At 70.4% G+C, this 15355-nt stretch carries 12 protein-coding genes and 1 tRNA gene; 8 read left to right on the top strand and 5 right to left on the bottom strand.

The genetic code is table 11. The annotated features are described in order from the left end of the window. Positions 1 to 17: 17 nt before the first annotated feature. The 4 genes from EF879_RS23025 to EF879_RS23040 are packed head-to-tail and all read right to left on the bottom strand — an operon-like array spanning position 18 to position 4446. A complete protein-coding gene (locus EF879_RS23025) occupies positions 18 to 917 on the bottom strand; it encodes a carbohydrate ABC transporter permease (protein WP_123561994.1) in 900 nt (299 codons plus the stop codon). Next, positions 917 to 1900, bottom strand: coding sequence for a carbohydrate ABC transporter permease (locus tag EF879_RS23030; RefSeq protein WP_123561996.1), 984 nt, complete (start codon positions 1898 to 1900; stop codon positions 917 to 919). Before EF879_RS23030 ends, EF879_RS23025 begins: the two co-directional genes overlap by 1 nt. Positions 1901 to 1931: 31 nt before the next feature. Then, positions 1932 to 3272, bottom strand: a complete 1341-nt coding sequence (locus EF879_RS23035; protein WP_123561998.1) for an ABC transporter substrate-binding protein — start codon at positions 3270 to 3272, stop codon at positions 1932 to 1934. Between the two features lie 19 nt (positions 3273 to 3291). Further along, the gene (locus EF879_RS23040; RefSeq protein ID WP_199736575.1) at positions 3292 to 4446 is read right to left on the bottom strand and encodes a LacI family DNA-binding transcriptional regulator; all 1155 of its coding nucleotides are present in this window, start codon (positions 4444 to 4446) and stop codon (positions 3292 to 3294) included. A gap of 315 nt (positions 4447 to 4761) precedes the next feature. Here EF879_RS23040 and EF879_RS23045 point away from each other — a divergent pair, with 315 nt between their 5' ends. From EF879_RS23045 to EF879_RS23070, 7 genes are all read left to right on the top strand, one after another. Continuing rightward, complete coding sequence (locus EF879_RS23045) at positions 4762 to 6090, top strand: Gfo/Idh/MocA family protein (RefSeq protein ID WP_123562000.1); 1329 nt, start codon at positions 4762 to 4764, stop codon at positions 6088 to 6090. 95 nt (positions 6091 to 6185) lie between these two features. After that, positions 6186 to 7625, top strand: coding sequence for a glucuronate isomerase (gene uxaC / locus EF879_RS23050; RefSeq protein ID WP_123562002.1), 1440 nt, complete (start codon positions 6186 to 6188; stop codon positions 7623 to 7625). Then, on the top strand, positions 7622 to 8935 hold the full coding sequence (locus EF879_RS23055) for an enolase C-terminal domain-like protein (protein WP_123562005.1): 1314 nt from the start codon (positions 7622 to 7624) through the stop codon (positions 8933 to 8935). The genes uxaC and EF879_RS23055 overlap by 4 nt, the downstream gene beginning before the upstream one ends. 161 nt (positions 8936 to 9096) lie before the next feature. Continuing rightward, positions 9097 to 10575, top strand: coding sequence for a mannitol dehydrogenase family protein (locus tag EF879_RS23060; RefSeq protein ID WP_233604679.1), 1479 nt, complete (start codon positions 9097 to 9099; stop codon positions 10573 to 10575). Next, entirely contained in the window at positions 10572 to 11825 is a 1254-nt protein-coding gene (locus EF879_RS23065; protein WP_123562007.1) for a Gfo/Idh/MocA family protein, read from the top strand. The genes EF879_RS23060 and EF879_RS23065 overlap by 4 nt, the downstream gene beginning before the upstream one ends. A 254-nt stretch (positions 11826 to 12079) precedes the next feature. Then, positions 12080 to 12469, top strand: a complete 390-nt coding sequence (locus tag EF879_RS28895) for a hypothetical protein (protein WP_370375541.1) — start codon at positions 12080 to 12082, stop codon at positions 12467 to 12469. Between the two features lie 80 nt (positions 12470 to 12549). After that, complete coding sequence (locus EF879_RS23070; protein WP_370375542.1) at positions 12550 to 13446, top strand: polysaccharide lyase family 1 protein; 897 nt, start codon at positions 12550 to 12552, stop codon at positions 13444 to 13446. 356 nt (positions 13447 to 13802) lie between these two features. Here the strand turns inward: EF879_RS23070 and EF879_RS23075 are convergent, their stop codons facing one another. Beyond that, entirely contained in the window at positions 13803 to 14894 is a 1092-nt protein-coding gene (locus EF879_RS23075; RefSeq protein WP_123562009.1) for an ABC transporter ATP-binding protein, read from the bottom strand. Between the two features lie 324 nt (positions 14895 to 15218). Here EF879_RS23075 and EF879_RS23080 point away from each other — a divergent pair. Then, positions 15219 to 15295: transfer RNA gene (locus EF879_RS23080), tRNA-Thr, on the top strand. Positions 15296 to 15355 lie beyond the last annotated feature (60 nt).

The following is a 15355-nucleotide window of genomic DNA, read 5'->3' on the forward strand; positions in this document are numbered from 1 at the left end:
CGCCGCGACATGGGGCATCATCCCTTCAATCCGCTGGTGTTGATCCCCTCCACCAGCATGCGCTGGAACGCGACGAAGAACAGGAACACCGGCAGCAGCGACAGCAGCGACATGGCGAACATCGGGCCGACCGCGCTCTGGCTGGTCGAGTCGATGAAGAGGGTCAGCGCCACCGGCACCGTGTAGGCGTCCAGGTCGGAGATGTAGACGAGCTGACGGAAGAACTCGTTCCAGGTCCAGATGAACGAGAAGATCGCCGTGGTGACCAGCGCCGGCCGGCTCAGCGGCAGGATCACGTACCGGAAGATCCCGTACGCGTTGGCGCCGTCGATCTTCGCCGCCTCGTCCAGCTCGCGCGGGATGCCCCGCATGAACTGAACCATCAGGAAGACGAAGAACGCCTCGGTGGCGAGGAACTGCGGCAGCACCAGCGGCAGGTACGGCCACGGTCCGCCGACCATGTCGAGCTTCCGGAACAGGATGTACTGCGGCACCGTCAGCACGTGCCCGGGGAGCAGCAGCGTCCCGATCATGATGGCGAACCAGAAGCGCCGCAGCCGGAACCGCAGCCGGGCGAAGGCGTACGCGGCCAGCAGGCAGGAGACCATGTTGCCCACCACCGTCAGCAGGCTGACCATCGCGCTGTTCAGGAAGAAGCGGCCAAAGCTGACGTCGAAGTTGTTCCATCCCTCGGTGAAGTTGCCCGGGGTGAACCTGCGGGGGATGAGCCCGATGTTGTTGACGATCTCCTCTTGCGACTTGAACGAGGTGCCGATCATCCAGATCAGCGGGTAGAGCACGACGGCGAGGATCGCCACCAGGATGGCGAGCCGGACGACCTGCCGGCCGACGCCAGAGCGACGGCGGGCGGTGGCCGTACGGTCGCCGCCGGCGGCGACCGGGGTGTGCGCGACCATCAGTGTCCGTCTCCGTCCGAGTAGTGCACCCAGAACCGTCCGGTGCTGAAGAAGACCGCGGTGACCAGGGCGATCGCCACCAGGAAGACCCAGGCCATGGCCGAGGCGTAGCCCATCTCCAGCTCGGTGAAGCCGGTGATGTACAGGTTCAGCGTGTACATCAGGGTCGAGTCCACCGGCCCTCCGGTGCCGTTGCTCAGCACGAACGCCGCGGTGAAGCCCTGGAACCCATTGATCGTCTCCAGCACCAGGTTGAAGAAGATCACCGGCGAGAGCATCGGCAGTGTGATGCGGAAGAACTGGCGGACCCGCCCGGCACCGTCGACCGCGGCGGCCTCGTACAGCTCGGTCGGCACCTGCTTCAGTCCGGCCAGGAAGATCACCATCGGCGCGCCGAACTGCCAGATGGCGAGGACCATCAGGGTCTCCAGGGCCCACTCCGGGTCGTTGACCCAGGGCTTGCCCTCGATGCCGAAGAGCCCGAGGAACGAGTTGAACGCCCCGTCCCGGTTGAACATGTTCACCCAGACGATGGCGAGCGCCACGCTGCCGCCGAGCAGCGACGGCAGGTAGAAGAGACCGCGGAACAACCCGACACCGCGCCAGGCGCGGTTGAGCAGCAGCGCGACCCCGAGCGCCGCGACCAGCTTCAGCGGTACGGCGATCAGCGCGAACATCACCGTCACCTGCACCGAGTGCCAGTACGACGGGTCCGCGGTGAACATCCGCCGGTAGTTCTCCAGACCCACCCACTCGACGTCGGACAGGTCGGTCAGGATGTCGTAGTTGGTGAAGCTCAGGTAGAGCGAGAGCAGCATGGGGATCGCCGTGATGCCCATCAGGCCGAGCAGCCACGGCGACAGGAAGACGTACCCGGCCAGACCCTCACCGTGCCGGATCCGTCCGGGCCGCCGCGTCTTGGCGGCGGCCCGGACGGACTTCTTGGCCGGCGGAGTCGGGGCGGGCGCCGTGGTCAACGCCACGAGCGGACTCCTCTCCGACGGTTCCGACCGGCTAGGCGATCGCAGCCTTGCAGGCCTCGACGAACGCGGCCGCCGCCTGGGCCGGCGTCTGCCGCCCGTACTGGACCTCCTCGGCGAACTTGACCAGCTCGGACCGGACCTTGCTGTGGCCCTTGAGCGGCACCTGCGGCGAGGGGCCGAACTTGGCGCCCAGCTCGTTCTCGACCTGGATCGACAGCTTCATCGCCGGGTCGGTCACCGTCTCCTCGACCGCCTTGCGGATTTCCAGATTGGACGGAAGACCACGGTCGGTGCCGAGGATCTTGCCCGCCTCCGGGTCGTTGGCCAGGAAGTTGATCACGTCCACCGCGACGTCGGCGTGCTTGGAGCCGCGGAACACCGAGAAGTACATCGAGGCCCGGGCCCACTGGGCACTCGGGTCACCCGGGTACGCGATCACGCCCAGCTCGTCGGTGGTGTTCTTCTTCAGCTCCGGCATCTGGTTGGCCCAGACGAACGACGTGGCCGCCTTGCCGGTGACCACGAGCTGCTTGGTGATGTCGGTGGCGTTACCCTCGTGGATCACGTCCGCGGTCGGGGTGGCGCCCCGGTCCCGGGCGCCCTTCCACAGCTCGAACCACCTGGTCACGTCCTCGACGGTGAAGCCGAGGTCCTTGCCCTTGTAGAGGTCCTTGCCCTGCTGCCGTAGCCAGACCCACAACGCCTTGTAGTCGGCGCTCGGGTCCATCGTGCCGGGGATCTTGGTCGTCTTGGAGACGTTCTCCGCCCAGGCGATGAACTCCTCCCAGCTCATCCCGGTCTTCGGCTCGGGCAGGTTGTGCTTGGCCAGCAGCGACTTGTTGTAGACCAGGCCCTGGGTGTTCTCCCCGAACGCGACCCCGGCGAGCTTGCCGTCGACGACGCCGTACTGCCAGAGGCTCTCCGGGAACTTGGAGAGGTCGAGCTTTCCCTCGTTCTTGTACGGCATCAGGTCCAGGGTGGCGTTGCGGGAAGCGTACTCGGTGAGGAAGTTGTCGTCGATCTGGAAGATGTCGGGCGCGTCGCCGCCGGCGGTCAGCGTGGCGAGCTTGTCGAAGTAGCCCTGGTTGGCCTGCCAGGTCTTCTTGAACCTGACGTTGGGGTTCTTCGACTCGTAGAGCGCGAGAGCCTCCTCGGTGAGCTTGGCGCGGGCGTCGCCTCCCCACCAGAAGATCGAGATCTCGATCTTCCCGTCAGAGCCGGCGTCGTCGTCGCCGCAGGCCGCGGCGCCGAGGACGAGGGGAACGGCGAGCACCGCGGCGGTGAGCCGCCGGAGCAGGCCGGCCCGCCGCGGGGCGGTGCGGTGGCCACGCGCGGCCGGCGCGTCAGCCGTCGGGGATGTAGCGGGGTGCATGAGTGCTCACTCCTCGGGGTTAGGAGACGACAACGTCGGGGGTGGCCGGGGCTGCGCTGCCCGGGTCCGCGTGGCCGTGCGAACCCGGAACCGCGGGGGATGTCGCGTACCGGTCGGCTGCCGCCGCCGGTCCGGCCCGGTGGGCCGGTGCCGCCGGACCCACACCCGTCGAGTCGCGGATGACCAGTTCGGTCTGGAGCGTTACCTGTGCGGTGGTACGACGGTCGTCGCTGGTGCCGCTCCGGCCGCGTCCCGTACGTGGGGACGCGGACTTGTCGTGCTGGAGCAGCATATCGACGGCCGTCCGGCCGGCGGCCGCGGTTGGCGTGGCCACCGTCGTCAACTTGGGGCGGGTGAGCCGGCTCAGCGCGATGTCGTCGATGCCGACCACGCTGATGTCCTGCGGCACCCTCAGCCCGAGCGCGTCGAGCCCTTCAAGCAGGCCGATCGCCATCAGGTCGTTGTAGGTGAGCACGGCGGTGGCGCCGGTGCGGCGTACCTGTTCCGCCATGGCGAACCCGCCGTCCTCGGTCGGCGCGTTGGGGCCGAGTACGGTCAGCCGGGCCTCGGCGGCCCGGGCCGCCGCCGTCGCCGATCGCCGGATCTCCCGGCTGGTCCACGAGCCACGCGGCCCGGCCAGCAGGGCGAGGTCGCGGTGGCCCAGCCCGGTCAGGTGCTCTATGGCGAGCCGGGCGCCCTGGCCGACGTCCATCACCACCGCGGGCAGCCCGGCCACCTGGCGGTTGATCACCACCAGGGGCACCTCGCGGCTGAGCTGCTCGATCAGGCTGTTGCTCATCCGGGGACTGCACAGCAGCACGCCGTCGACCTGCTTGGCCAGGGCGTGCACCAGATCCTCCTCGACGGCCGGATCCTCGTTCGTGTCGGCGACGAAGATGTGGTAGTCGCGCTGCCGGGCCTGGCTCTCCGCCGCCTTGATCAGGGGTGGGAAGAACGGGTTGGCGATGTCGGCGACGATCAGCCCGATGTTGTGGGTGCGACCGGTGATCAGTGCGCGGGCCGCCCGGTTCGGCCGGTAGCCGAGCCTCTCGGCACAGGCCAGCACCCGGTTGCGGGTCTCCGGGTTGACCAGGTGCGGGGCCGAGAACGTCCGCGACACCGTGGAGATGTGTACTCCGGAGGCACGCGCGACGTCTCGAATGGTGGCGGGCACGCGACTCCTCTCCGTGGCGGCCGGCGCGACGTCCGGTGTGCGGTCTCTGGTCTACTACGGATGGTCTGACTACGCAGCGCTGTGGCTACCGTCACTATGGTTCGCCAATTAATGCAAACGGTTGCTCGGGTGTCAACGGGCTTCGGTTACGGATGTATTGCGGTGCGCAGCGTGCGGAGCGCTTCCATACCCGCAAATAGGAATATTTGTCGCATGTTTGTCGCGAGTCGTTGACGTCGCCTGGGTAGGCATGGTTACTTCTCCTGCAAACCTTTGCAGTACCCCTCGAACCTCGACGGCGCGGAGGCAACCGGGATGTCCGGATCAGCTGGAAGGCCCCAACGATTTGCCCTGGTTGGCACCGGTGCCCGGGCCGAGATGTTCGTCCGGGCCCTGGTCCTCGACCACCCCACCACCGCGCAGCTCGTCGCCTTCGCCGACACCAACCAGACGCGGATGAACGCGCACAACAAGTGGCTGGTCGAGCTGGGCTTCGACCCGGTGCCGACGTACCGGGCCAGCGAGTTCACGACCATGCTGGCGAAGGAGCGGGTCGACGTCGTCCTGGTGACGTCGGTCGACCGGACCCACGACGAGTACATCGTCGCCGCGCTGCGCGCCGGCTGCGACGTGGTCACCGAGAAGCCGATGACCATCGACGTGCCACGCTGCGACCGCATCCTCCGTACGGTGGCCGAGACCGGCCGCAACGTTTCGGTCGCCTTCAACTATCGCTACAACCCATTGCATGAGAAGGTCCGCGAGGTGCTCGCCGCCGGCACGATCGGGGAGATCGGCTCGGTGCACTTCGAGTGGCTGCTCGACGTCCGGCACGGTGCCGACTACTTCCGGCGCTGGCACCGGGAGAAGGCCAACTCCGGCGGCCTGATGGTGCACAAGGCCAGCCACCACTTCGACCTGGTCAACTGGTGGCTCGACGCCACTCCGGTCCAGGTGTACGCCGCCGGCCGGCTCTTCTTCTACGGCGAGAACGGCCGACGGCACGGCTACGCCCGCGACTACGACCGGGCACACGGCTCCCCGGCCGCCGCCGACGATCCGTTCGCGTTGCACCTGGCCGACCATCCGCGGCTGCGCGAGCTCTACCTGGAGGCGGAGGCCGAGGACGGCTACCACCGCGACCGGAACGTCTTCGCTCCCGGCGTCACCATCGAGGACGACATGTCGGTGCTGGCCACCTACTCCACCGGCGCCACCATGACGTACCACCTCACCGCGTACTCCCCGTGGGAGGGCTACCGGGTGATGGTCAACGGCAGCCGGGGCCGGCTGGAGCTGGAGGTGGTGGAGAACAACTTCGTCTCCCGGCAGGCCGCCGGCGCGCTGAAGGGCGCCGCGCTGCACGGCGCCGAGGCGGCCGTCGAGGAGGGGCACGCCCGGCTGACCGTGCACCCGTTCTGGGAGCAGGCCCGGGAGATTCCCGTCCCCGGCTACACGCGCGGTGGACACGGCGGCGCGGACGCTCGGATGACCGCGGTGCTGTTCGGCGGGCAGGTCGACCCGATGGGTCGGGCGGCGACCGCCCGGGACGGTGCCCTCGCCCTGCTCACCGGCCTAGCCGCGAACCGGTCCTTCGAGACCGGGGAACCGGTCCGGGTTGCCGACCTGCTCGCCGTCCCCTGATCCACCCCCTTGCTGTTAGGAAGGGGCCCTTCTTCGACAAAAAGCGATAGGAAGGGGCCCTTCCTTACACCTTCGACGAGTCAAGGAGCCCGCTGGTGTCGTCTGCTCAGTCCGACCGGCCCGACCTGCTCTTTCCGTCCGAACCCAGCCAGCGGGCGATCGCCCGCGAGCTCTACGCGCTGGCCCGGGACCGGCCGCTGATCTCGCCGCACGGGCACGTGGACCCGGGCATCCTCGCCGACGACGTCCCCTTCCCCGATCCGGCGCGGCTGATCATCGTGCCGGACCACTACGTCACCCGGATGCTGCTCAGCCAGGGCGTACCCCCGGCCGACCTCGGTGTGCCGACGGTGAACGGCGACCCCGTGGAGACCGACGGGCGGACCATCTGGCGGCGATTCGCGGCGCACTGGTACCTGTTCCGGGGCACTCCGTCCCGGCTCTGGCTGGAGGAGACGTTCCGCAACGTCTTCGGAATCACGACGCCGATGTCGCCGGCCACCGCCGACGAGATCTACGACGCGATCGCGGCCCAGCTCGCCCAGCCGGAGTTCCGGCCCCGGGCGCTCTTCGAGCGGTTCAACATCGAGGTGCTGGCGACCACGGAGTCGCCGCTCGACGACCTCGCCCGGCACGCGAAGCTCGCCGCCGACGGGTGGGGCGGTCCGGGCGGCCGGGTCATCACCACGTTCCGCCCGGACAACGTGGTCGACATGGAGTTCGAGGGCTGGGCCGAGAACGTGGCCCGGCTCGGCGAGATCACCGGCGAGGACACCGGCCGGTACGCCGGCTACCTCGCCGCCCTGCGCCGGCGCCGGGAGGCGTTCATCGCGGCCGGCGCGACCTCGACCGACCATGGCCACCCGACCGCGTTGACCCTGCAGCTGAGCGAGGCCGAGGCGGCGACACTCTACGAGCGCGGCCTGCGTGGCGAGGCGACCCCGGAGGACGCGGAGGCGTTCCGCGCGCACATGCTGGTCGAGTTCGCCCGAATGTCCATCGAGGACGGACTGGTGATGCAGCTGCATCCCGGCGCCGTGCGCAACCACAACCGGTGGCTCTACGCCACGCACGGCCGGGATGTCGGCGGCGACGTCCCGCAGGCAACCGAGTACGTGCACGCGCTCACCCCGCTGCTCGACGCGTACGGCAACGATCCTCGCCTGCGGTTGGTCGTCTACACCCTGGACGAGTACACGTTCACCCGGGAGCTGGCGCCGCTGGCCGGCGGCTACGCCGCCCTCTACCTCGGTGCGCCCTGGTGGTTCCTGGACTCGCCCGAGGTGCTGCGCCGGTTCCGGGAGGCGGTCACCGAGACCGCCGGCTTCTACAACACCGCCGGCTTCGTCGACGACACCCGGGCCTTCTGCTCGATCCCGGTCCGGCACGACGTGGCCCGGCGGATCGACGCCGGCTACCTGGCCCGGCTGGTCGCCGAGCACCGGCTCACGTTCGACGAGGCGGCCGAGACGATCGTCGACCTCGCGTACCACCTGCCGAAAAAGGTCTTCAAGCTCGGGGGTGCCCACCAGTGACCGTCACCATCACCGGTCTCGACGTCCACGACGTCCGGTTCCCCACGGCGGCGGCCGGGGACGGCTCGGACGCGATCAACCGAGGCGACTACTCCGCCACCTACGTCGAGCTGCGTACCGACGCGCCGGACGGGACCTTCGGCGCCGGCTTCACCTTCACCAACGGGCGGGGCAACGAGCTGACCTGCGGGGCGGTCCGGGCGCTGGCGCACCACGTGGTGGGCCGGACCATGGACGAGATCGCCGCCGAGCCGGTGGCCTTCTGGCGCGCGCTCACCGCCGACGTGCAGCTGCGCTGGCTCGGGCCGGAGAAGGGCGTCATCCACATGGCGACCGGCGCGCTGGTCAACGCGGTCTGGGACCTGCGGGCCAAGCTGGCCGGGGTGCCGTTGTGGCGGCTGCTGGCCGAGATGCCGACCGAGGAACTGGTTCGCAACGTCGACTTCCACCACATCACCGACGCGATCACCGCGGACGAGGCCGCCGCGATCCTGGACAAGGGACAGGTCGGGCTGGCCGAGCGCCGCGCCGAGCTGGAGCGGGACGGCTTCCCGTCGTACACCACCTCGGTCGGCTGGCTCGGCTATCCGGACGAGAAGGTCCGGGCGCTGACCCGCGAGGCGTACGCCCAGGGGTGGCGGGCGATGAAGATGAAGGTCGGCGGCCCGATCGACGACGATGTGCGGCGGGCGCGGATCATCCGGGAGGAGATCGGCCCGGACGCGTTGCTGATGATGGACGCCAACCAGGTCTGGGACGTCGACGAGGCGATCGCCAACATGGCCCGGCTCGCCGAGTTCGACCCGTACTGGATCGAGGAGCCGACCCACGCGGACGACGTGCTCGGGCACGCCCGGATCGCACGGGCGGTGGCCGAGCTGACCGGCGGGCGCTGCCGGGTCGCCACCGGCGAGGTGGCGGCGAACCGCGTCATCTTCAAGCAGCTCATGCAGGCCGAGGCGATCCGGGTATGCCAGATCGACGCGTGTCGGATGGGCGGGGTCAACGAGGTCCTCGCGGTGATGCTGATGGCGGCGAAGTTCGGCGTGCCGATCTGCCCGCACGCCGGCGGCGTCGGCCTCTGCGAGTACGTCCAGCACCTGGCGGTCTTCGACTACCTGCGGGTGGGGACCTCGCTCGACGGCCGGATGATCGAGTACGTCGACCACCTGCACGAGCACTTCGTCGACCCGGTCCGCACCCGCGGCGGTCGGTACCTGCTCCCCGAGCAGCCCGGCTACAGCGCCACGATGAAGCCCGAGTCGATCGCCGAGTACTCCTTCCCAGACGGTCCGGTATGGCGGCGGTGATGGCGGACGGGTCCCACACGCCGGCGGACGGCTCCGACACCCCGGCGGATGGGTCCCGCGCGGCGGTGGGCGGTTCCGGGCCGGCGGGCGGCGCACCCGAAGCCACGTCCGGGGCGCCCGCGGCCACGTCCGCTGTGTCCGGCCCGGCGGGGTCGAGCGGCGTGGCCCGACTGGGCCTCGGCGCGCTGGGTCGGCTGCCGGAGGCGAGCCGCCCGCTGCTTCGTCCCGGAGACGTGCCGGCCGGGGTCGTGCATCTCGGGCTGGGCGCGTTTCACCGTGCCCACCAGGCGGTCTACACCGAGGAGGCGGTCGCCCGGGCCGGCGGTGACTGGGGCATCATCGCGGTGGCGCCGCGCAGCGTCGACATCGTTCGCGCCCTCACCGAGCAGGACGGCCTGTTCAGCGTCACCAGCAACTCGGGCGAGGGCAGTCGGACCCGGGTGGTCGGCGCGCTGGCCGGGGTCCGGCACGCCGCGGGTGATCCGGCCGGGGTCGTGGCGCTGCTGGCCGACCCGGCGATCCGGGTGCTGACCCTCACCGTGACGGAGAAGGCGTACCAGCTCGACCCGGCGACCGGGCAGCTGCGCCCGGACGCGGAGCTGGTCGCCGACCTGACCACGGACCGGCCGCCCCGGACCGTGCCCGGCCTGCTGGTCCGGGGCCTGCTCGCCCGGGCGGCCGCCGACGCCGGCCCGATCGCCCTGGTGAGCTGCGACAACCTGCCCTCGAACGGCCGGCTGCTGCGGGGCCTGGTGACCCGTTCGCTGGAGTACGCCGACGGCCGGGTGCCGGCTGGCGCCGCCGACTGGGTACGCGACCACGTCAGCTTCCCCTGCACCATGGTGGACCGGATTGTCCCGGCCAGCACCCCGCAGACGCTGGCCGACGCCGAACGGGCGCTCGGGGTGGTGGACCTGGCGGCGGTGGCCGCCGAGCCGTACCGACAGTGGGTGATCGAGGACGACTTCCCCGGTGGCCGTCCGGCCTGGGAGCGGGCGGGGGCGGTGCTGACCACGGACGCCGGCCCCTGGGAGCGGCTCAAGCTGCGGGCGTTGAACGGCCTGCACTCGGCGACCGCCTATCTTGGCGCGCTCGCCGGACGGGAGACCATCGCGGAGGCGCTGCGGATCCCGCACCTGACCACGGTGCTGCGCCGGCTGGTCGCCGAGGAGGTGGCGGTCAGCTTCACGCCCCCCGACGGGGTCTCGGTCGTCGACTACGGCGAGGAGGTGCTGGCCCGGTTCGCCAACCCGGTGATCCGGCACCGCACCATCCAGATCGCCATGGACGGCTCGCAGAAGCTGCCGCAGCGGGTGCTGCACACCATCGCCGACCTGCGCGCCGCCGGAGTCCGGCCCCGCTGGGCGGCGCTGGTGGTCGCGGCGTGGATGCGCTTCGCGCAGGGGCGGGCCGACGACGGTACGGTGCTGCCGCTGGACGATCCGCTCGCCGCGCGGATCCGCGCGGCACTGGCCGGAGCGAGGACGTCACCGGAAGGGGTGGTGGAGGCGTTGTTCGGGCTGACCGAGGTCTTCCCGGCGGAGTTGGCCGCCGACGACGAGGTCCGGGAGCCGGTGGTCGAGTGGCTGACCGCCCTGGACCGGTACGGCGTGGAGAAGACCCTGGCGGGTGCGGCATGACCGGCGCGGTCGGCACCGGGACGCCGCCCCGGCCGGTTGGGCGGCCGCCGCGGGTGGCGCTGGTCGGGGCGAACGGACACGGCCTCTGGCACCGCCGGATCATCGCGCCGCTGCACGAGGCCGGCCAGCTCGAACTGGTCGCGCTGGTCGACGTACGACCGGTCGAGTCGGAACCGGAGGCACCGATCCCGCCTGGCGCGGGCATCTTCACCGACCACGCCGAGATGCTGGCGGTGGCCCGCCCGGACGTGGTGGTGATCTGCTCGCCGCCGCACACCCACCTGCCGATCGCCCTGGCAGCGCTGCGGGCCGGCGCGGATCTGCTGCTGGAGAAGCCGCCCGTACTCTCCCTGGCCGAGCATCGCGAACTGGCGGCGGCGCTGGCCGAGACCGGCCGGGTATGCCAGGTCGGCTTCCAGGCGCTGGGGTCGGCGGCGCTGGCCGAGTTGACCGCGGCGGTGGCCGCCGGCCGGCTGGGCCGGATCACCGGAATCTCCACCGTCGCCTCCTGGCAGCGCACCGACGGCTACTACGCCCGCGCCCCGTGGGCGGGGCGGCGGAGTCTGGACGGTCGTCCGGTGCTGGACGGGGTGCTGGTCAACCCGCTGGCGCACGCGGTGATGCAGAGCCTGGCCGTCGCCGAGGCCGCGGTCGCGGCCGGGATGGTGGAGCCGGCCGGCGCGCTCGACGGCGTCGCGCCGGAGTGGCCGGCCCAGGCCGAGCTGGAGCGGTACCGGGTTCGGCCGATCGAGGTGGACGACACCGCCGCGCTGCGGGTGGTCCTCGGCTGTGGGCTGTCGGTGGTGGCGGCGGTGACCCTGGCCGGCGAGGACTTCATCGCCGGTGAGGTGATCGTGCACGGTACGGCGGGCCGGGCGGTGCTGGAGTACCCGACCGACCGGCTGGCCCTGCCGGGCGAGGCGGGGCTGCGCGAGGTGCCGGGCCGGACGGGCCTGCTGGTGAACCTGCTCGCCCACCGGGCCGACCCGGCCGGTACGCCGCTGATCGCGCCGCTGGCCCGGACCGCCGGGTTCACCGCGCTGGTGGAGGTGATCCGGGCCGCGCCGGAGCCGACCCTGCTCGACGACGAGCGGCTGGTGGCGACGGGTACCGGACCCGACCGGGTCTTCACCATCCGAGGAATCAACGCGGTGCTGCGGCGAGCCGCTGCCGAGGGTGCGTTGCTCTCCGAGCTGGCGGTGCCGTGGGCGGTGAAGCCGTACCGGGCGGCGGTGGAGACGGAGGCGTAGCGATCGCGGTGCCGTTGCACACGGACGGTGAACGGGCTGCAAATCGCGGGGGCGAGCGTGCGGTAGAAATCGGATCGAATACGCCACTTCTCGGCGTGGCATCGCCGAGACAATCGATATTGTGTGCATTTTCTGCAATAAATCTGCAAACGCAGCGCATTGACACTGTTTGGTGCTCTTACCTACCGTTCCAATAACGAGGGATTTCGTATTCGTTACGCGATCCGGCAAACGGTAGGCAGACGGAGAGTGCGATGCGATCGACAAGGTTGACCGCCGCCGTGGTCGGCAGCCTCGTCGCCGTGGCCTCCGGCGTCCTCGTGGCGCCCGGTCCGGTGGGGGCGAGCGGGCGAGACGCCGACCGGCTGTCCTGGGGAGCGCGTCTGCTGGGCCGGCAGATGCTGCCGGCGAACGACGGATGGGCCGCCGCCGGCCCCGGCACCACCGGCGGATCGGCGGCGGCGCCGGACCAGGCGCACGTGGTCGAGACCCGGGCGGAGCTGATCGCGGCGCTCTGCGGCGACAACGCCACCAACGCGACCAACGCCACGCCGAAGATCATCTACGTCAAGGGGACGATCGACGGGTTCGAGGGTCCGGATGGGCGGCTGTTGAGCTGCGCCGACCTGGCCGACCCGGGGTAGTCGCTGGCGGCGTACCTGGCTGCGTACGACCCGGCGACCTGGGTCGGGTGGCCCCGTCCGGCCCGCTGGAGGAGGCCCGGGTGCGGTCGGTGGCGAACCAGACCCGGCAGACCCAGATCAACGTCGGCGCCAACACCACCATCATCGGTCTGCGCGGGGCCACCCTGCGCGGGCTGACCCTGATGGTGGACCGGGTGAGCAACGTGATCATCCGTAACCCGAATCTCGTTGACGCCCGGGACTGCTTCCCGGCGTGGTCGCCGACGGACGGGGACGCGGGGAACTGGAATTCACAATTCGATCTGGTGTCGGTACGGCGGAGCGAGAACGTCTGGATCGACCACAACACCTTTTCGGACGGCGACAACCCGGATCGCGACCTGCCGATCTATTTCGGACGGCCGTACATGGTGCACGACGGCGCGCTGGACGTCACCCACACCGCCAGCCTGGTCACCGCGTCGTACAACCGGTTCCTCGGCCGGGACAAGGTGATGCTGATCGGGTCGTCGAACACCGTCGGCCCGGACGTCGGCCGGCTCAACGTTACCCTGCACCACAACCTCTTCGACGGCACGCTCCAGCGGTTGCCCCGGGTACGCTTCGGCCAGGTCGACATCTACAACAACCTCTACCGCCTCGCCGGCGACGGCTTCGGTTACGCCCTCGGGGTCGGGGTCCAGTCGGCGATCTACGCCGAGAACAACTTCTTCGCCCTCGGTGCTGGCGTCACCGCGGCGGATCTGCTCTACGACTGGGGCGGCACCGTGATCACCGAGCGGGGCACCTGGGTCCGCCCGGAGAGAGGGCTGGCCCGGCCGGTCAGCCTGCTCGACGCGTACAACGCCGAACACGACCCCGACCTCGGCGGGGACGCCGGCTGGACGCCGACCCTGCGGGCCGGGCCGGTGCTTCCGACACCGCTGGTGCCGGTGGTCGTGCCAGCCCTCGCCGGAGCCGGCCGACTACCGGTCTGACCGTCCGCCGACCCCGGGTACGCCCCACCCTGCACACCAACGGCGTCGGACGGCAACGCCGGCGGCGGGTCCACCTCCGGCGGAAGCTGGTCAGTGACCACCGACGAACCCCGGGGCTACCGACGGTCGGGCGGCGCAGCGACCCGTACGGCTACACCGTCGAGAACCTCGGCACCGTCAAGGCATCCGTCACCGCGGGTGCCGGCGCGGGCAGGATCTGACGCCGCGCCGGGGGTCGGAAAGCCGCCCGGAAAACGGCGTCAGGCGGCCGCCTCGACCGAGGCGGCCGCCCGACGGGTGTCCGGGGACCGGGAGCGAGCAGACCCGCGTCCGGGGACCACTCGGCTGGGTTCCGGTCAGATCCGCTTGTTGCTGACCGCGTGGAAGACGTGGTGCCGGCCGGGACGCGGCTTGATGTACACGGTCTCGCCCATGTTCGGCATGTGCTGGCGGTCGGTGCGGACCACGAACCGCTCGGAGTTGCCGTCCATCGTGGCGTGGCCGTAGACGTTGGCGTCCGAGCCGAGGTCCTCGACCAGCTCGACGACCAGCGCGAGGCCGCCGTCGTTCTGCGAGACCAGGTCGCAGTCCTCCGGACGGAAGCCGATCACGACCTTGCCGTTACCGCCGTCGGCCTGGGCCGCGGCGACCTGCTCGCGGGTGAGCGGTACGGTCAGGTCGGCGAGAGCGGCACCCGCCTCGGTCAGCGGGACGGTCTTGATGTTCATCGCGGGGGAGCCCATGAACCCGGCGACGAAGACGTTGGCCGGCTTGTCGTAAAGCTCGCGCGGGGTGTCCACCTGCTGGAGCACGCCGTCCAGCATGACCGCCACCCGGTGTCCCATGGTCATGGCCTCGACCTGGTCGTGGGTCACGTAGACCGTGGTCACGCCGAGCTTGGCCTGGAGCGTCGCGATCTGGGTACGGGTCTGCACCCGGAGCTTGGCGTCGAGGTTGGAGAGCGGCTCGTCCATGAGGAAGACCTGCGGCTCCCGGACGATCGCCCGGCCCATCGCCACCCGCTGCCGCTGACCACCGGAGAGAGCCTTCGGCTTGCGGTTGAGGAACTCCTCCAGCTGGAGCAGCTTCGCCGCCTCCTTGACCCGCCGGTCGATCTCCGCCTTCGACGTCTTGCGGAGCTTCAGCGCGAACGCCATGTTCTCGTACACGGTCATGTGCGGGTAGAGCGCGTAGTTCTGGAAGACCATCGCGATGTCCCGGGCCTTCGGCGGCAGGTGGGTGACGTCGCGGGTGTCGATGAAGATCGCGCCGTCGTCGACGTCCTCCAGACCGGCGAGCATCCGGAGGCTGGTCGACTTACCGCAGCCGGAGGGGCCGACGAGGACGAGGAACTCGCCGTCGCCGATCTCCAGGTCGAGGTGGTCGACCGCGGGGCGCTGCGTGCCCGGGTAGATCCGGGTGGCCTTCGCATAGGTGACCGTAGCCATGGTGAAGCGCTTCCTTTCACCGGCAGGAACGTGCCGGACGATCCGAGTGAAGGAGCAACCGGTGCGTTGCCGCACCGGCGTTTGCGGCGGCATCCGGGCGGCCCAGGGGCAGCGTCGGGCTGTCATCCGCGTCACGCCACGGTAAACGGGTTTTTCTCACATGCCAAGGTCGCGCCTCCGCATTGGGACCTATCCGACGAACATTTCGGGCATCTCGGGACGGTGTTCCCGAGGCACCCGGGCCGTGCCCGAATAGTCGGTGGTGGGGGCCCATGGCGGACGTGGTAGAAGGGGATCGGTGGCTATGCTGACCACGGACATCCTGCCCCTGTAGCTCAGTTGGCCAGAGCACTCGCCTTGTAAGCGAGATGTCGCCGGTTCGAGCCCGGCCGGGGGCTCCAGACTCACCAGGAGTGATGCGACGGGCAGCGCCGGGAGCCCACAGGGCTGACAGCAACGCC

The sequence above is a fragment of the Micromonospora sp. HM5-17 genome (assembly GCF_003762835.1).
Classification (GTDB): Bacteria; Actinomycetota; Actinomycetes; order Mycobacteriales; family Micromonosporaceae; genus Plantactinospora.

What these genes read in the sequence shown, in the direction of transcription:
- EF879_RS23025 (WP_123561994.1), bottom strand. Translation starts at nt 917, where the DNA reads ATGGTCGCGCACACCCCGGTCGCCGCCGGCGGCGACCGTACGGCCACC.
- EF879_RS23035 (WP_123561998.1), bottom strand. Translation starts at nt 3,272, where the DNA reads ATGCACCCCGCTACATCCCCGACGGCTGACGCGCCGGCCGCGCGTGGC.
- EF879_RS23045 (WP_123562000.1), top strand. Translation starts at nt 4,762, where the DNA reads ATGTCCGGATCAGCTGGAAGGCCCCAACGATTTGCCCTGGTTGGCACC.
- EF879_RS23065 (WP_123562007.1), top strand. Translation starts at nt 10,572, where the DNA reads ATGACCGGCGCGGTCGGCACCGGGACGCCGCCCCGGCCGGTTGGGCGG.
- EF879_RS28895 (WP_370375541.1), top strand. Translation starts at nt 12,080, where the DNA reads ATGCGATCGACAAGGTTGACCGCCGCCGTGGTCGGCAGCCTCGTCGCC.
- EF879_RS23075 (WP_123562009.1), bottom strand. Translation starts at nt 14,894, where the DNA reads ATGGCTACGGTCACCTATGCGAAGGCCACCCGGATCTACCCGGGCACG.